The 18,752-nt window shown below is 57.0% G+C and carries 11 protein-coding genes and 1 tRNA gene; 10 read left to right on the plus strand and 2 right to left on the minus strand.

The features are described from left to right. Positions 1-434: 434 nt before the first annotated feature. Positions 435-3,224 carry a TonB-dependent receptor gene (locus N645_RS0115230; RefSeq protein ID WP_051174479.1) on the plus strand — a complete coding sequence of 930 codons (2,790 nt, stop codon included), beginning with the start codon at positions 435-437 and terminating at the stop codon, positions 3,222-3,224. A 141-nt stretch (positions 3,225-3,365) separates the two neighbouring features. On the opposite strand, the gene N645_RS0115235 is transcribed toward N645_RS0115230, so the two are convergent. After that, positions 3,366-3,452 (minus strand) — tRNA-Leu (locus tag N645_RS0115235). 300 nt (positions 3,453-3,752) lie between these two features. Here N645_RS0115235 and rnr point away from each other — a divergent pair. The 9 genes from rnr (at position 3,753) to N645_RS0115280 (ending at position 17,597) form a co-directional block, all read left to right on the plus strand. Further along, a complete protein-coding gene (rnr, locus tag N645_RS0115240; RefSeq protein ID WP_024462376.1) occupies positions 3,753-6,311 on the plus strand; it encodes a ribonuclease R in 2,559 nt (852 codons plus the stop codon). 108 nt (positions 6,312-6,419) lie between these two features. Further along, positions 6,420-7,163 (plus strand): 23S rRNA (guanosine(2251)-2'-O)-methyltransferase RlmB, encoded by a 744-nt coding sequence (gene rlmB / locus N645_RS0115245; RefSeq protein WP_024462377.1) that lies wholly within the window; start codon positions 6,420-6,422, stop codon positions 7,161-7,163. Between the two features lie 375 nt (positions 7,164-7,538). Then, the gene (locus N645_RS0115250) at positions 7,539-9,206 is read left to right on the plus strand and encodes a ribulokinase (protein WP_024462378.1); all 1,668 of its coding nucleotides are present in this window, start codon (positions 7,539-7,541) and stop codon (positions 9,204-9,206) included. Beyond that, positions 9,203-9,895, plus strand: coding sequence for an L-ribulose-5-phosphate 4-epimerase AraD (araD, locus tag N645_RS0115255; protein WP_024462379.1), 693 nt, complete (start codon positions 9,203-9,205; stop codon positions 9,893-9,895). Before N645_RS0115250 ends, araD begins: the two co-directional genes overlap by 4 nt. A gap of 40 nt (positions 9,896-9,935) precedes the next feature. After that, complete coding sequence (gene araA, locus N645_RS0115260; protein ID WP_024462380.1) at positions 9,936-11,438, plus strand: L-arabinose isomerase; 1,503 nt, start codon at positions 9,936-9,938, stop codon at positions 11,436-11,438. A 79-nt stretch (positions 11,439-11,517) separates the two neighbouring features. After that, on the plus strand, positions 11,518-12,888 hold the full coding sequence (locus tag N645_RS0115265) for an MFS transporter (RefSeq protein WP_024462381.1): 1,371 nt from the start codon (positions 11,518-11,520) through the stop codon (positions 12,886-12,888). 133 nt (positions 12,889-13,021) lie between these two features. Continuing rightward, positions 13,022-13,972, plus strand: a complete 951-nt coding sequence (locus N645_RS0115270) for a family 43 glycosylhydrolase (RefSeq protein WP_024462382.1) — start codon at positions 13,022-13,024, stop codon at positions 13,970-13,972. Positions 13,973-14,006: 34 nt separating this feature from the next. Continuing rightward, positions 14,007-15,041, plus strand: a complete 1,035-nt coding sequence (locus N645_RS0115275; RefSeq protein WP_024462383.1) for an arabinan endo-1,5-alpha-L-arabinosidase — start codon at positions 14,007-14,009, stop codon at positions 15,039-15,041. Positions 15,042-15,209: 168 nt separating this feature from the next. After that, positions 15,210-17,597, plus strand: a complete 2,388-nt coding sequence (locus N645_RS0115280; protein WP_024462384.1) for a glycoside hydrolase family 127 protein — start codon at positions 15,210-15,212, stop codon at positions 17,595-17,597. A gap of 190 nt (positions 17,598-17,787) precedes the next feature. Here N645_RS0115280 and N645_RS0115285 read toward each other — a convergent pair whose 3' ends face one another. After that, complete coding sequence (locus N645_RS0115285; RefSeq protein ID WP_024462385.1) at positions 17,788-18,453, minus strand: SDR family oxidoreductase; 666 nt, start codon at positions 18,451-18,453, stop codon at positions 17,788-17,790. Positions 18,454-18,752: the final 299 nt, after the last annotated feature.

Here is an 18,752-nt window from a genome sequence, read left to right on the forward strand (position 1 = left end):
TAAGTAGGTGTGTTGAAAACGCTATGATGGCGGTTTAGGCGACAGATATTGATGGCTATAGATACTTAATTATCAGCGTTGGTTTTTATTGGAATAAAAATAAACCTTAATATTCAAATATAATATAAATTAGAGTTGTCGATTAGGTTGTCCGTGGGACGGTTCTGTGGCGAGCAACGAGCTTGTCATCAGATATAACGTATTGATAATAAAGTATATATTTGGATATTCCTGTCGAATTTTGGATGGGCGCCCGCATGATTTAACCCCAAATCTTGCCATGAAACTGCGGAGCTTCGAACCTTATCTTGAAAAGTGGCGCCCAATATTTCTGCTGTAAATTATTTGTAGGATAATTCCTGGATATATATACTATAAATAGCACCAGTGATGTGCTGACACTTCGAATAAACATAACTTAGATGGAGAAGGCAATGCGCTACGTTTCACGTTCAGCAGCAACAGTATTCAAAATCACACCGCTGGCACTCGCCGTTGCATTCGTGCCCGCCTACGCTCAAGACGACCAGCAGGATGAGGTTGCTAGCGGAGCAATGCCTCTAGAGGAGGTGGTCGTCAGCGGTATTCGGCAAAGCCTGCAGAAGGCGCAGGATATCAAGATGAACTCTGATGGGATGGTCGATGCCATCATTGCCGAAGATATCGGTAAATTGCCTGATAGTACCGCCGCTGAAAGCATTGCACGGATTCCGGGGGTTCAGGTTACGCGCTTCAATGATGAAGCGAACAGCGTTCTTATTCGCGGTTTACCAGACGTTACCACGACCTATAACGGTCGAGAGTTCTTTACAGCCGAGCTGCGTCGCTCTCAACTACAGGACTTTCCCGCACAAGCACTGGCGGCGATCGAGGTGTATAAGTCCGGTACGGCCGACCAGATCGAGCCGGGTCTGGCAGGGCTTGTCAATGTACGAACCCGTCGCCCTTTTGATTTCGAAGGTCAGAAAATTGCTGGCGGCATTCATTACGGTTACAACGACCAGAGTGAAAAATCCGCTCCCAGCGGTAACGTTCTCTATTCCAACCGGTGGGAAACGGGGCTGGGTGAAGTCGGTTTCCTGGGTAACATCACTTACGCTGAGTCCGAGTATTACAACGGTGCGCGCTACAACGCCACCTGGTTCCCCACGGCAGCACCGAACTGGAATATTGAAGAGCCCCATAGCGAGGGAGGCTTCATACTGCCCGCTCAAGTTGGTTTTTACAATGCATCGGGTAAACGCTCACGCCCCTCAGCAAACATGGCGATCCAGTGGCAGCCGAGTGAGGATCTGGAGGTTTACTTTGACGGTATTTACCAGGGTTTTCGTGGCGAAGGTATGGCGGATAACTTCTGGTTTCCGACGACCGACTTTGATTGGCTGAATGGCACTGGCGATGTCAGCTTGTCCAATCTGACCTTTGTTGAAGGCACGGATCAGATGCAAGTGGCGAGTGTGACCAAAAGCGGCGGTCTGCCTCCACAAAGTTTCCGCTCCACCAATGAAAACCAAACCGATACCTATCAGTTCGCAATCGGTGCTGAGTGGGATAATGGACCCATGAATGTCGTTACCGATCTGGCGTATACGGACAGCCGATACAGCGATGAGGCTTGGAGTCTCGATATGGGGCTAGCCTATTCGCCGACCGTCAATGCGAACTTCATCGGAGACGAAGGTGGCGCCAACTTCAGTACGCCCTGGGACCCAACGACCATGGAGGATTATGAGTTCCGTGGTTACTATGAAAGCCTTTATGATGTGGCAGGGGAAAGTATCCAGTGGCGCACAGATTTCACATTTGATACAGGCTTGCAGTGGCTACACACCGTGGAAACGGGTTTCCGCTACAACGACCGTGACGCGAGTAAGAAGCAGGGGAGCAGGTACGCCTTTCTTTGGGATTTGCACATTCCCATGACCGATCCGCGCCTCGATTTTCTGGATATGGAACTGTCCCATGACCCGTTCCGAGGCAACTCCCAAAGCTTTACCCAATATTTGGTGCCGTCGCGCGAAAGCATCAAAGACAACCACGAACAGCTCGCTGCTTTTGCATTGGAAAACCAGCCGCTGGGCTGGGATGCATGGCGCACCCCGGAGTGGGAGACGCCTCAGATCCAGTTGGACCCTGCTCAAGATTGGAAAGCCAATGAGAAAAGTTACGCGGCCTACCTTCAGGGGAAGTTTTACTTTGAGCTCGGTACAATTCCCGTTGATGCATTTGCCGGTTTCCGGGTAGTCCAGACCGACTCCTACAACCGCGGTATATCACAGGTAACATTTGATGGCGAAACCACCCAGGAAGAGCGCATCAAAGAAAATAGCTATGTTGATGTTTTCCCGAACGCCAGTGTGCGTGTCCGGTTTACCGATGAATTGCAGTTACGCGCCGGTTTCACTCAAACCAGTACCAAACCGAACTTTGGCGACCTGAACCCTGCGCTCAACATCACCCAGCTGCGCTCGGGTGGTATCGAAGATCCGAACGCCCCGGAAACTGACTATGACGCTGAAGGTGGCGGTGGGAATCCAGACCTGGAGCCTTTGACCTCCGATAACTACGATATCAGCCTAGAGTACTACTTCTCCGATACCGGTTATCTGAGTGCGGCCGTCTTCTATCGTGACCTGGAAGGCTTTATCCAGTGGTATACCCGCTTCGTTGAAGACGAGCAGTACGGCACCATACGCCTCAATCGTCCCGAAAATGCCGGCGAAGGCAAGATCGAGGGCCTGGAGATGAGCGCGTCCACGTTCTTGGATTTCGACAATATGCCGGAATTCCTGCATCCGTTCGGCTTGTCGGTCAACGCGACTCGACTGGAAGGCGAAAACCGCACACCTGAGGAGGATGGAACCTTTGGGGAGTTTCGGCCGATACCGGGCTTGTCCAGGTGGACCTATAACGCGTCTGTCTTTTACGAAAGGGACCGCTTCCAGGCCCGCCTGTCCTATAACCTGCGTGAAAGTTGGGTAAACTCGTACGGTCAGACAACTCCGGGAGGTGGTTTCGTGGGCAACAAGACTCATGACCGAGATCGTCTCGACTTTTCCATGAGTTACGATATTTCCGATAACTTTGGAGTGTGGGTTGACGTTGCCAACATTACTGCGAACCCGTTCCGGAACTATACGGTTACGCCGGAAGGCTATGAGTACATGCAGGATGTCCGAGACGAAGGCCGCTACTACGGTGTCGGTGTGAGGTTCGACTTCTAAGTCTGAACAGCTCCCTGCGGGGCATTGTTGGGCCTGGTGGCTTGCCGCCAGGCCTTTTTTGCGTGGTGAGCGGAGAACTAGAGGACCTTGGTCCTCGAGTGGGCATAAAAAAACCGAGCCATTCGGCTCGGTTCTTTAAGATGGTGCCCAGGAGAGGACTTGAACCTCCACGACCGTAAGGTCACTAGCACCTGAAGCTAGCGTGTCTACCAATTTCACCACCTGGGCAGGTGATTCGCTCGGCGTGTCATCAGCCGAGGACGCGCACTATAATGTCAGATATGGGCCTTGTCAACGGTTCGGATGTCAGGAAATTAAATTTTTTTGGGCTAAACTGAACTCATCCATGGGTTTATGGGCCTAACTGGCCTATAATGTCGGCAAACAGTCAACCAATTGCCCCCAAAAGGGCTCTTTCTGCGCCTACCTCGGCCTTGAAACCTCTCAGGCTTCCGTCCATATCATCCGTAGGCGACTTACTATTGGCCCTCATAAGGGGCATTCATTTTCCGTTACAGGATATCCGTTTTGAGCAAAGAGAAACACCCGAAGCACGACCCCTACGCTGAGCGAGAAGCACAGAAATACGATAACCCCGTGCCCAGCCGCGAATTCATTCTGCAATTGCTGGAAGACGCCCCGGGCCCGGTGACCCACCCCGAAGTCTGCGAGATGCTCGATCTTCGCGACGAAGACCAGGTTGAGGCCGTACGCCGGCGCCTGATCGCCATGGCCCGCGACGGGCAGCTGGTCAGCAACCGCCGCGGCGCCTTCGCCCGGCTGGACAAAATTGATGTGATCCGTGGCCGCGTCCAGGGTCATAAAGATGGCTACGGCTTTGTGATTCCCGCCAAGGGCGGCAATGACCTCTATTTACACAACCGTCAGATGCGCCGGGTGTTCGATGGCGACGAAGTACTGGTCCGTGTCACTGGCTCCTATCGGGGCAAGGATGAGGCTGCGATTGTTGAAGTCCTCTCCCGCAACACGGAACAGCTGGCAGGTCGCCTCTTTCGCGAGGACGGGGTGCAGTTCGTTTCGCCGGAAAATCAGCGAATTACCCACGACATTCTGATTCCGCCCGGCGCCGAAGGTGATGCCAAGTCCGGTCAGATCGTGGTGGTGGCCATTACCCAGCAGCCGGATAAGAAACGCCCGGCGACCGGTAAGGTCATCCAGGTGCTGGGTGACCATATGGCACCCGGGATGGAGATCGAACTGGCCATCCAGTCTCACGGCATTCCCAGCGAATGGCCCGCCGAGGCGCTGAGCGAAGCCGAAGCGCTGTCCGACTCCGTGCAGGAAAAAGACAAGCAACACCGGGTCGACATTCGCCACCTGCCGTTTGTCACCATTGATGGCGCCGACGCCCGGGACTTTGACGACGCGGTGCTGTGTGAGAAGCGAAAAGGCGGCGGCTGGCGTCTGTCCGTCGCGATTGCCGATGTGTCCCATTACGTTCCGTGCAGCAGCGCGCTGGATGTTGAGGGGCGCAAGCGTGGCAACTCGGTGTATTTCCCGGACTATGTGGTGCCCATGCTGCCAGAGGCCATCTCCAACGGCCTGTGCTCCCTGAACCCGAAGGTCGACCGCCTGTGCATGGTGTGCGAGATGAATCTTGACGCCGAGGGGAAGATCACCAGCTACAAGTTCTTCGAAGGCGTCATGTACTCCCATGCGCGGCTGACCTACGACCAGGTGTGGGACATTCTTCAGGCCGATGGCGATGATGAGCATCCGCTGCGCCAGGAGTTCAAGGAGGTGCTGCCGCAACTGCACAGCCTGCATAAGCTCTACAAGGTCCTGCGCAAGGCTCGGGATGAGCGCGGTGCCATCGACTTTGAAACCGTTGAAACCCAGATCGTCTTCAACGAAGACCGCAAAATCGACCGGATTGTCCCGGTTCAGCGCAACGATGCGCACAAGTTGATCGAAGAGTGCATGCTGTGCGCCAACGTGTGCACCGCGCGCTTCCTGGAGAAGCACCAGATCACCTGCCTGTACCGGGTGCACCAGGGGCCGACCGAAGAGAAGCTCGCCAACTTGCGCGAGTTTCTGGGCGAGCTGGGCCTTGGTCTCGGTGGCGGCGCGGACCCGAGTTCGGCCGATTTCCAGGCACTGATGCAACAGATTCAGGGCCGCTCGGACAGCCATCTGATTCAGATGGTGATGCTGCGCACCCTGCGCCAGGCGGTCTATCAGGTGGACAACGAAGGCCACTTCGGCCTCGGCTTCGATGCCTACACCCACTTTACCTCGCCGATCCGTCGCTACCCGGACCTGCTGGTGCACCGGGCCATCCGGTCCGTCATCCGCAGCGACCGCCAGACCGCCAATGTCGCGCGGGTCGAGGGCGCCAAGCCGCTGTCCCGCAAGGAGATCTACCCCTATGAAACCGGGGATGTGGTCGCTCTGGGCGAGCACTGCTCAATGACCGAGCGGCGTGCGGACGAGGCCACCCGGGATGTGGCCAGTTGGCTCAAGTGCGAATTCCTGCAGGATCATGTCGGCGAGGTGTTCGACGGCGTAGTGGCCTCGGTGGTCGGTTTTGGCCTGTTTGTCGAGCTGAAGGATCTGTACGTCGAAGGGCTGGTCCATATCACAGCACTGCCGCACGACTACTACCGGTTCGAGCCCGCCCAGCACCGCCTGGTGGGTGATCGCACCCGCAAGGTGTTCAGCCTGGGCGATGAGCTCCGGGTGCGAGTGGTGCAGGTCGATCTGGATAGTCGCAAAATTGATTTTGAAATGGAGTCGGTTACCGCGACCCGTCGGGGCAAGGGCAAAACCAATGCCCGTCCTCCCGTCGCTGACGGGCGGGATGCCGCCCCCAAAAAGTCGGGCAAGGGCAAAGGCCGTGGCCGCTCGCGGGGTGGCAACGACGAGCGTGGCCCGTCCCGTTCATCCAAACGAGGTTCATCCGGACAACGTCATGGTAAACAGGAAAGTCAGAAAACTGCGCATTCGAAGAAAGCTGGAACAGTTCGATCGGAGAAAGCGACTCAACCGACTGAGAGCCGGTCTCTACTTGCGTCGGCGGCAGCTGGCTTTAAAAAAGCGCTGGCTAAGTTTACGAAGAAGAGATAACCACTGGTTTGAAAACCTGTGCAGCCTTCGCCAGAGGGCGTTGAGTCGGGCCGGCGGCAGTAATGACCGGCCCGGTGATTGATCGAAGATTCAGAGCCGGAACCATCTGTGAGTAAGAGTGAAATTGTCTTTGGCCTGCACTCGGTGCAGGCGCTGTTGAAAAGTGCCCCGCAGCGGGTGTTGCAGCTGTACTGTCTGCAAGGGCGCGGCGACCAACGTCTGCAGAAAATCCTGAAACTGGCCGAGGCGCAAGGCGTGTCGGTTCAGCCGATGGGGCGGGGCAAGCTGGATGCCCTGGCCGAAGGTGAAAACCACCAGGGCATAGTGGCGAACTGTCGGCCCGGGCAGGTCCACGATGAAGGCTTTCTGTTTCAGCGGTTAAGCGAGCTGGACCACCCGCCGCTGCTGCTGGTGCTCGATGGTGTGACGGACCCGCATAACCTGGGGGCCTGCATGCGTACCGCCGAAGCGGCCGGGGTGGATGCAGTGATCGCGCCCAAAGACAAGTCTGCCGGCCTCAACCCGGTGGCCCGCAAAGTGGCCTGTGGTGCGGCGGAGGTTTTACCTTTTGTGCCGGTGACCAATCTGGCCCGCACCCTCAAAAAACTCCAGGAGTCCGGCATCTGGCTGGTGGGCGCGGCGGGCGAGGCGAGTGCGTCTGTCTATCAGAGTGATCTGAAGGGCCCGATCGCACTGATCATGGGGGCCGAGGGGGAGGGGCTGCGTCGCCTGACCCGGGAAACCTGCGATTTTCTGATCAATATTCCCATGGCGGGCACAGTCAGCAGTCTGAACGTCTCGGTCGCCACCGGGGTCTGTCTGTTTGAGGCGGTGCGCCAGAGGGCTCGGTAGCGATCTGCCACTTTTTGGTCATATGATTTTTAAGACTATAAGGCGCCTATTTAGGCGCCTTTTTCGTTTTATAGGGCCAAAAATCTTGAAAACAACAATTTTAGACGGGGCTACTACCGGTTTTTGGCTTGATGTTGCGCGTCTACGGCCTTATATTATATTACTTATAAAGTCATTCCTCGGTCGAGTGAGTAGGGCGCTCACAGGGTGCCGCGTGGTGTTGGTCGTTCCCTGGTCGGGTGGCTGCAATGCCAGCATCTTGGTCGCCAGAGCCCACGAAAAACATTGACAGAAACACGGTTTCGCATATTATAATACAAAACAGATTGGTAACTGATGCACACTCCTGTGCTGCAAATAAAAGGTAATGGTTCTATGACGTCTTATGCACTGGGCCTGGATTATGGCTCCGACTCGGTTCGCGCACTGTTGGTGGACACCGCCAATGGACAGGAAGTTGCCACCACCGTGGTGCCTTACAAGCGCTGGAACCAGGGGCTTTACTCCGAACCGGCCAAAAACCAGTTCCGCCAGCACCCGCTGGACTATCTGGAAGGGGTTGAGCAAGCCGTACAGGGCCTTTGGGAAGAGGCGCCGGCCGGCGCGGCGCAGCAGGTAGTGGGTATCAGCTTTGATACAACCGGTTCCACACCGGTCCCGGTGGACAGCGAAGGCGTCGCGCTGGCGCTGAAGCCTGAGTTCGCCGAAAACCCGAACGCCATGTTCGTGCTGTGGAAAGACCACACTGCGATCAAAGAAGCCCAGGCCATTACCGCAGCGGACGAAAAGTCCGAGCCCAATTACCTCAAGTATGAAGGTGGTATCTACTCCTCCGAATGGTTCTGGGCCAAGGCCTGGCACGTCATGAAAGCAGATCCCGCCGTCGCCGAGGCCGCGTACAGCTGGGTCGAGCACTGTGACTGGATGCCGGCGATACTGACCGGCACCACCCATCCGAGCAAATTCCGCGCGGGTCGCTGCGCGGCGGGTCACAAAGTAATGTGGCATGAAAGCTGGGGTGGCTATCCGCCCAACGACTTCTTTACCGGGCTCGACCCGGTGCTCGACGGGCTGCGCGATCGCCTGCCCGCCGAGACCTTTACCTCCGCCGAAACCGTGGGCCCGCTGACCCAGGAGTGGGCGGATAAGCTGGGCCTGCCCGCCGGTATTCCCGTTGGCTTCGGCGCTTTCGACTGTCATATGGGCGCGGTGGCTGCCAACGTCAAACCCGGTGTGCTGACCAAGGTGATGGGGACCTCCACCTGTGATATCACCGTCGCCACCTATGAAGACATTGGCGATAAATGTATCCGCGGTATCTGTGGTCAGGTGGACGGCTCGGTGATCCCGGGTCTGGTAGGCTTGGAAGCCGGTCAATCCGCCTTCGGTGATCTCTATGCCTGGTTCCGCAACCTGGTCAACTGGCCGGTACAGACGCTGCTGGCGAATAGCAACTCTCTTGATGAGGCCACGCGCACAAAGCTCGCCGAAGAGATCGAAGACAAAACCCTTGCCGCTCTGGGCGAGGCTGCCAGTCAGATTCCCGTCGGCGAAACGGGCATTACCGCGCTGGACTGGGTCAACGGCCGCCGCACCCCGGATGCCGACCAGACTCTGACCATGGCCATCGCCGGCTTGAAAATGGGCAGCGAGGCTCCGCAGATTTTCCGTTCCCTGGTGGAGGCCACCGCCTTTGGTGCTCGCGCCATTATTGAGCGCTTCAAGTCCGAAGGTGTGGCGATCAACTCTGTGGTGGTGATCGGCGGTATCTCCAAAAAATCCGACTTCATCATGCAGGTCTGTTCGGATGTCTGGAACTGCCAGATCGACGTACTGGAAAGCGAGCAGAGCTGCGCTCTGGGCGCCGCCATTTTTGCCTCCACCATTGCCGGTGTTCATCCGGATGTGGCCGCGGCCCAGAAGGTGATGGCTTCGCCCGTGTGCAAGAGCTACACGCCGAACGCCGATAACGCCGCCGTTTATGATCGTTTGTACCAGAATTACCAGGCGCTGGGCGCCTTTGTGGAAGGAGAGCGCAAATGAGCTACCGCGAACTGAAAGAGCAGGTATTCGAAGCCAATATGGAGCTGCACCACCGCAAGCTGGTGGTGTACACCTGGGGCAACGTATCGCAGATCGATCGTGACAAGGGCGTGGTTGCCATCAAGCCCAGCGGTGTGGCGTATGAAGATATGAAAGTGGACGACATTGTTGTGGTCGACCTCGACAACAATGTCGTGGAAGGCAAGATGCGTCCTTCCTCGGACACCAAAACCCACACCCATCTGTATCGGCACTTCGAGAGCGTAGGTGGCGTGACACACACCCACTCCACCTACGCTACCGCCTGGGCGCAGGCCCAGCAGCCGATTCCGTGCTATGGCACCACCCACGCCGACTACGCCTACGGCGATATTCCGGTGACCGCGGTGATGAGCGATGAGCAGATCAAACGCGACTACGAAGAAGAAACCGGCGTACAGATTACCGACTGTTTCAAAGATCGCAGCCCGGTGGAAACCCCCATGTGCATCATTGCCGGCCACGCGCCCTTCACCTGGGGTAAAGACGCGGCCCAGTCGGTGTATCACGCGGTGGTTCTGGAAGAGATGGCCAAAATGGCCTACCTCACCCGCACTTTGCGCCCCGATGTGCAGCCGCTCAAGCAGGCCATCATCGACAAACACTACCTGCGTAAGCACGGCAAAAACGCTTACTACGGTCAGAATTGATTAACCCTTTTCGGCAACTGCCTTATTCAGGATTACAGCTATGAAAATTTACGGTGATAAAGAAATCTGGTTCGTCACGGGTTCCCAGCACCTCTACGGCCCCAAAGTATTGGAGCAGGTCGCGGCGAACAGCCAGCAAATTGCCGACGGGTTGACCGGCTCGGACAAGATTTCCGCCAAAATTGTCGCCCAGCCGACGGTCAAATCTCCGGACGAAATTCTGGAAGTCTGTCAGCGCGCGAATAACGACAGCAACTGCGTCGGTCTTATTCTGTGGATGCACACTTTCTCTCCGGCCAAGATGTGGATTGCGGGCCTGAAGGCGCTGAACAAGCCCTATATGCATCTGCATACCCAGTTCAACGCCGAGTTGCCCTGGGCCGAAATCAACATGGATTACATGAATCTGCACCAGAGCGCCCACGGTGACCGCGAGTTTGGTTACATCGGCACCCGTCTGCGTCAGGATCGCCGCGTGGTGGTCGGTCACTGGCAGCAGGACCGCGTTCAGCAGGAGATCGACGACTGGCTGCGCGTCGCCATGGGCTGGGCCGAGTCCCAGACTCTGAAAGTGGCCCGCTTTGGCGACAACATGCGTCAGGTGGCGGTGACCGAAGGTGACAAGGTGGCGGCCCAGATTCACTTCGGCTACGAAGTACACGCATTTGGTTTGGGTGATCTGGCCGAGGTCGTTGACGCGGTCAGCGATGAAGACGCCAACGCCCTGGTCGATGAGTACCTGCAGACTTACGAAGTGGCGGACGAGGTGCTGAAAGACGAGCACCAGATGGCCATGATCAAAAACGAAGCGCGCCTGGAAATCGGCATGGAGCGTTTTCTGGAAAAAGGCGGCTTCAAGGCCTTTACCAACAACTTTGAAAACCTGACCGGTCTGACCGGCCTGCCCGGTATGGCCACCCAGCGCCTGATGGCCAAAGGCTACGGCTACGGCGGCGAAGGTGACTGGAAAACCGCGGCCATGACCCGGATCGTAAAAGTGATCAGCCAGGGCAAAGAAGGTGGCACTTCCTTTATGGAAGATTACACCTACAACCTGGGCACGCGGGATCAGGTGCTGGGCGCCCACATGCTGGAAATCTGCCCGACCATCGCCGCGCAGAAACCGCGCCTGGAAGTGGCCCTGCACACCATCGGGATTCGCAAGGACATCGCTCGCCTCAAGTTTACCGGCAAGCCTGGCCCGGCCATGAACATCACCACCGTGGACCTGGGTACCCGTTTCCGTATCGTAGTCAACGAGCTGGATACCGTGGCCCCGCCAGCGGACCTGCCCAAGCTGCCGGTCGCCTCGGCCCTGTGGGAGCCTCGCCCGAACCTGGGTATCGCCGGCGCCGCCTGGATTCATGCCGGTGGTGCTCACCACAGCGTGTACAGCCAGGGCGTGACCACCGAGCAGATCATCGACTTCGCCGAAATGGCCGGCGTTGAAGCGGTCGTGATCGACAACGACACCAAAGTGCGCACCTTCAAAGACGAACTGCGCCAGAACGCCGCTTACTACCACCTCAAGCAGGGCGTATAAACGGCGCAACAATCGGCGGGGCCTTCGGGTGCCCGCCGTTTTTGTATCTGACACCACCTGACAATAAGAGCCCAAGCGAATGAAAACCCAGAAACTGACGGTATTGGAGAAAGTGGGTTTTGGCAGCGGTGATACCGCGGTCAACCTGGTGATCTCCTCCATGTTCCTCATCGTGGCCTATTTCTATACCGATATCTTCGGATTGAAGCCGTCGCATATGGGGATTCTGTTCCTGGTGGCTCGACTGGTGGATGCCTTTACCGACCCATTGATGGGCATGATCACCGACAAGGTGGACACCCGTTGGGGGCGTTACCGTCCGTACTTTTTATTCCTGTCTGTGCCCTTCGGTCTGTCCATCTTCCTGATGTTCACCACGCCGGACTGGAGTTACAACGCCAAGCTGGTGTGGGCTTACGCCACTTACATTCTGGTGACGGTGATGTTCACCTCCGTGACTATTCCCTATATCTCCCTGATTGGCGTATTGACGGCGGACCCGAAAGAGCGCCTGTCGGCGAACGGCTATCGTCTGTTTCTGGCCAAAGTGGCCGCGTTTCTGGTCACCATTATTGTGCCGATCATGGCGGAAGCCTGGGGCGATGGTGACCTGGCGGTAGGTTATCAAGCCTCCATGGGGCTGATGGGGATTCTCGGTACTCTGTTGTTCCTGTTCTGTTTCTTTACCACCACCGAGCGGGTGAAGCATGAGGTGCAGGACAAGACCTTCGGTGAACAGCTCAAGATTCTTCTGAAAAACGACCAGTGGTTGGTGCTGTGCGCGGTGTGCTTTACCGGCACTCTGGGCTATGTGATCCGCAGCTCCGTGGCCGCCTATTACGCCAAGTATTACCTGGGCGCCGATGCCAAAATGCTCTCCGCCTTCATGACCACCGGGGTCACTGGGGCGCTGTTGGCCATGATCGCTTCCACCTGGATTACCAAACGCTACTGCAAAATCCAGCTGTTCCGCTGGACCCAGTTGGCCGTTGGGGTATTGAGCGTAATCATGTTCTTCGCGGTTCAGCCCGGAGATATCTGGCTGGCATTCATTCTCTACTTCCTGATTTCCTTCGTGGTCGACCTGCACGCGCCGGTATTCTGGAGCGCGATTGCGGAGTCCGTGGACTACGGTCAGGCGAAAACCGGCAAGCGTGTATCGGGCCTGGCGTTCGGTGGCATCAGCTTTTTCCAGAAGGCCGGCATGGGCGCCGCCGGCTTTATCGTCGGCCTGCTGCTGACCTATTTCAACTATGAAGCGAACGTGGAGCAGAGCGCGTTCACCTTGACGGGTATCGCACTAATGCTCTCCGTCATCCCGGGCCTGTTCCACGCCATCATGGGTGGCCTGATGTTCAAGTACAAAATTACCGACAAATTCTATGAAAAAATGAAGCGGGACAGCCTGGCGGATTCCGCCCTGGCCGAAGCGGATCCGAATATTTCATAGACAGGTTACGGCGGATGCGCCAGGGCGGGTTACGGCGGATGCGGCCTTCGGCCTTATCCGCCCTACGCCAACTGCGGCATCCGCCACAACTTAATGAATACCATGTTGCCATGACAACACCCTGGAGAGAACAATGACCGAACTGCTCATCCCCCTGATCGAACAACGCGCCGATCCCTACATCCACAAACACACCGACGGCTATTATTACTTCACCGCCTCGGTACCGGCCTACGACCGGTTGGAACTGCGCCGCGCCAAAACCATTGCCGAGCTGCCCGACGCGGAGCGTGTGGCCGTGTGGCACAAGCCGGATACAGGCCCGTTCAGCGAACTGATCTGGGCACCGGAAATTCATTTCAATCAGGGGGCCTGGTACATTTACTTTGCAGCGGCACCGACCCGGGAAATTAAAGACGGGCTGTTCCAGCACCGGATGTATGTGGTCAGCACCGACGCCGCTAACCCCCTCGAAGGAGAATGGACCGAACCCAAGCAGATCGATACCGGCATGGATACCTTCTGTCTGGATGCCACAACGTTTACCCATAAAGACCAGCTCTACTACGTCTGGGCACAAAAGCAGAATGGCATTCCGGGTAACTCCAATCTGTATATCGCCCCGATGGATACCCCCGATGCTATCGCCGGTGAGCCGGTACTGTTGACCATCCCCGAGCTGGAATGGGAAACCCGTGGCTTTATGGTCAACGAAGGGCCGGCCGTGCTGATTCGCAATGGCCGCATCTTCATTACCTACTCCGGTAGTGCCACCGACGAAAATTATTGCATGGGCATTATCTGGGCGGATCAAGACGCCGATCTGCTGGATCCGAAAAGCTGGACCAAATCCCAGAAGCCGGTATTCCAGAGCGATATGGACAATGCGATTTACGGCCCGGGCCATAACAGCTTTACCGTCGCCGAAGACGGTAAGACCGATATGCTGGTGTACCACGCCCGGACCTACACCGAAATCGAAGGGGACCCGCTGTGGAATCCGGATCGTCATACGTTCATCAAACCCATCAAATACGATGCAGACGGCTTCCCGGTATTTGGCAAACCCTCCATGTTGGACTGACCACCAACCGACTTACGGACCATGAGGTAACACCATGAACGTTAAACACTGGTTAAAAGGCATTGTTGTGTCGCTGGCGGCACTGAGCGCCGTGGGGTGTCAGGCCCAGAAGCAGGTCAGTATTCATGACCCGGTTATGGCAAAAGAGGGCGATCAGTACTACCTGTTCAGTACCGGCCCCGGTATCACCATTTACAACTCCGAGGACATGGTGAACTGGGAGCGTCAGGGGCGTGCTTTTGAAGGCGAGCCCGACTGGGCCAGAGAGGTGGCACCGGAGTTTAATGGCCACTTGTGGGCGCCGGACATCATCTATAACGAAGACACGGAGCAGTGGTACCTGTACTACTCCGTCTCCGCCTTCGGGAAGAACACCTCCGGTATGGGTGTCACTACCACCAAGACCCTAAACCCCGAGTCGGACGATTACGGCTGGGAAGACCAGGGCCTGGTGTTGCAGTCGGTACCCAACCGGGACATGTGGAACGCCATTGACCCCAACGTCATCGTGGATGAAAAGGGTGATGCCTGGTTCAGCTTCGGCTCCTTCTGGGGCGGCATGAAAATGTTCAAACTGAATGAAGATTGGACGGCACCGGCCGAGCCACAGGAGTGGTACACCATTTCCAAGCGCGATCGCTCCATTCTGGTGGATGACACCCAGGCGGGCCCGGCCCGAATTGAAGGGCCGTTTATTTTCAAAAAGGGCGACTACTATTATCAGTTCGTCTCCTGGGGCCTGTGTTGCCGCGGTGCTGATAGCACCTACCATATGGTGGTCGGGCGTTCGGAAAACGTGACCGGCCCTTACCTGGATAAAACCGGTAAACCGATGAACGAAGGCGGCGGCACCATCATTCTGAAGGGCAATGACGACTGGTATGGTTTGGGCCATAACAGTGCCTACACCTTCGAAGGTAAAGACTACCTGGTATTTCACGCCTATGAAGCCGCAGACGAAGGCCTGCAGAAACTGAAGATCGCCGAAATCGAGTGGACCGAAGATGGTTGGCCCGAAATCGATCCGGCGGTATTGAATGAATACCAGAGCGTGTTGATCGAAGAGTAGCGCGTGTGGCGATAACGGCGGCATGCTCCGCATGCCGCCGTATTTTGCGTAGGGCGGATAAGCGAAGCGCATCCGCCGGAACCGAACCCTGCGCATCCGCCGTAACCCAACTCTCCGCATCTTCCGTCACCTCCCCGAAAAACACCAGACCAACGACTGGCAACCACCATGAGAAAACTCCTCCCCACACTATTCGCCGCCACCCTGATCGCAGGCTGCACCCAAACCACCGATCGGGCCGAACCGCAACAAACCGGCGTCGACACCTTCCCGCTCACCCAGGTCCGCCTGCTCGACGGCAGCCCTTTCAAGCGCGCCGAACAGACCAACCTGCGGTACGTTTACGCGATGGACCCGGACCGACTGCTCGCGCCCTACCTGCGCGAAGCGGGGCTGGAGCCGAAAAAAAGCACCTACGGCAACTGGGAAGGCTCCGGGCTGGATGGTCACATAGGTGGTCACTACCTGACGTCGTTGGCGCTAGCCTACTCATCCACGGGCGATGGTGAAGCCCTGCGTCGCCTGGATTATATGCTGGACGAACTGCAGCGCGCGCAAGACGCCAATGGCAATGGCTATCTCGGTGGGGTGCCGGGCAGTAAAGCGCTGTGGGAAGAGATCGAGCAGGGCGAGATTGACGCCGATCTGTTCGCACTGAATGGCAAGTGGGTGCCCTGGTACAACGTGCACAAGGTCTACGCCGGCTTGCGCGATGCGTATTTGATTGCGGGCCGCGAACAGGCGTTGGACATGCTGATTGAGCTGTCGGACTGGACCATCGATCTGGTGGATGGCCTGAGCGACGAGCAGATTCAGGCCATGTTGCGCAGTGAACACGGCGGCATGAATGAGGTGTTTGCCGACCTGGCGGACATTACCGGTGAGGAAAAATACTTGCGCCTGGCCAAACAGTTCTCTCATGAGCAGATTCTGGACCCGCTGCTGCAGCAACAGGATGAACTGAATGGCCTGCACGCCAACACCCAGATTCCAAAAGTGGTGGGCTACCAGCGCGTCGCGGAAGTATCGGGCGACCCGGAATGGTCTGAGGCGGCGGATTACTTCTGGCGCACGGTGGTGTACGAGCGCTCCGTGGCCATTGGCGGCAACAGCGTGCGTGAGCACTTCCACCCGACCGATGATTTCAGCTCCATGGTCAGCGACCGGGAAGGGCCGGAAACCTGTAATACCTACAACATGCTCAAGCTTTCCAAGCTGCTGTACGACGATGCCGCCGAGCTGGAATACATCGACTACTACGAGCGGGCACTGTACAACCACATCCTGTCCAGTCAGCACCCGGATCATGGCGGCCTGGTGTATTTCACGCCGATGCGTCCGGGGCACTACCGGATGTACTCTCAACCGGAACAGGCCATGTGGTGCTGTGTCGGTTCGGGGATTGAAAACCACTTCAAATACGGCGAACTGATTTACGCCCACAACGATCGGGATCTTTACGTCAATCTGTTCATCCCGTCCCGTCTGACCTGGGAGCAGGCCGGTATCACCCTGGCCCAGGAAACCGCCTTTCCTGACACCGACGTGACCGAGCTGACGTTGGAAAAAGGCAAGGGCCGCTTTGCCCTGAAGCTGCGTTACCCTGTATGGGTTGAGCCTGGTGCGCTAGAGGTGTCCATCAATGGTGAAAGCGTAGCGACCAGTGCCTCGCCGGGTGAGTATGTCAGCATCGAGCGGAACTGGCAGTCGGGTGATAAAGTCCAGGTTACACTGCCCATGACCACCCGACTGGAACAGCTGCCGGACGGTTCGGATTATTACGCCGTGCTTCATGGCCCCATCGTGTTGGCCGCCAAAACCGATGTGATTCAGAATGAGCAACTGAACTTCCTCAGCGATGACAGCCGTATGGGACATATCGCCGATGGCGCTCTCTGCCCACCCGAGGCGACACCGGTGATGGTTAGCGAGCCAGAGGCGTTTCTGGAACAGTTGTCGCCGGTACCGGGTCAGCCGATGACCTTCCGTGCCAGCGCCGGACTGGACGTGGCCGACCAGGACAGCGTGGATCTGATACCCTTCTATCGCGTGCACGACAGCCGCTACACCATCTACTGGCCCCAGGCCAATGGTGACCAGAGCGAAGCGCGGATGAAAGCCGAGCGGGAGCGCCTGGCGTTGGACGCACTGACCATTGATGCGGTGGCTCCGGGAGAGCAGCAGCCGGAATCGGATCACTTCTTCAAAGGTGAAGATACCGAGGCAGGAGTTCATCTCGGACGCCACTGGCGCCACGCATCCGGTTGGTTCAGCTACGAGCTGCGCGATCCCCAGCGCCAGGCCAAGTTCTTGCGCATCACCTACTTCGGTGGCGACGCCGGTCGGTCGTTCGATATTCTGATCAATGGCCAGACATTGGCCGAGGTGACCTTACCGGAAGGGAAGGGCGCCGACTTCTATCACGTGGATTACGAGCTGCCTGTGGAGTGGGTACGTGAAGCCGAAGAAGGCGTATTGACCCTCAAATTCGAAGCCAAGCCCGGCTCCATAGCCGGCGGCATCTACGGCGTCCGCCTGCTGAGGGATAAGCCTTGAAGGCTTCGGTAACGGCGGATGCGCCTTCCCAAGGTATGCGTAGGGCGGATAAGCGCGAAGCGCGCATCCGCCGTTACCACGCCCCGAATCGCCCAAACAGCGCAGGGCGGATCGGTCCGACACATCGGAGGCCAACGGCTGCATCCGCCGTTACCCACCCATGCATCCACCGTTCTAAACCCGAGCGAACCTACCAAGGCAACACCTGCCCATTCGAATGCCAAAAGGTCCCGGTGTTATCGAGAGTCAGTTCATCAATCCGCTGCACCAACCGCTGGGCCGCCTCATCCGGCGTGATGTCTCCGTGACCACCAATCATCTCGGTACCCACCAAACCGGGGTGCAAGATGGCCACCGCCACCTCCTGTTTCTTCAGATCTTCCGCCAGCGACTTGCCCGCCGCGTTTAACGCCGCCTTGGACATCCGATAGCCGTAGCGACCGCCGCTGGTATTGTCCGCGATGGACCCCATCCGGCTGGTGATCAGTGCGACCTTGCCGCACTTGGCCAACTGCTTGTGCAGGGCATCGGTCACCAAAAGCGGAGCCAGCGCATTGGTTTCGAACTGGTCCCGGATGCTGTCAACGTTCAAACGCCCCAACTGTTCGTCCCGCAGGATGCCGGCGTTGTTGATCAAAAGGTCGATCGATACCCCTTCAAGGGCCGCCACCAACGTCTCGACGCCTTTGGGATCGGTCACATCCACCCCGTCGATAATGGTAGCCCCGCTGTTGGCAAGGGCATCCGAAGCCTGGCGACAGGCGGCGTACACCTTGTCCCCCCGGGCAATAAACCGTTTCACAAAGGACAGGCCAATACCGCGGTTGGCGCCGGTGATTACCACAGTCTTGCTCATTGGGAGAACCTCCGTTTTTTGAGTGAGAAATGAAGGGATGGGGGGTAAATGCCGGGTTTCAACCCCGAGGAGGGAGGTTGATGGTTCTATTTAACATATATATAGGAAGGCCGGATGCCGAAATGGCGACCTGGAGGGATAGGTTTGAGCGGACGTGCCCCGAAAGCCTACTTAAATTATCATATATATTATGATGAAATATGCGTTATATGGGGTCCGAGAATAAACTATTAGTGGTATATCAAAAGTATTTGCCTTAAACGCCCCAAAATAGAGCGATAAATGTATGATAAAAGGGT

The organism is Marinimicrobium sp. LS-A18 (assembly GCF_000463525.1).
In the GTDB taxonomy this organism is placed as follows: domain Bacteria; phylum Pseudomonadota; class Gammaproteobacteria; order Pseudomonadales; family Cellvibrionaceae; genus Marinimicrobium; species Marinimicrobium koreense.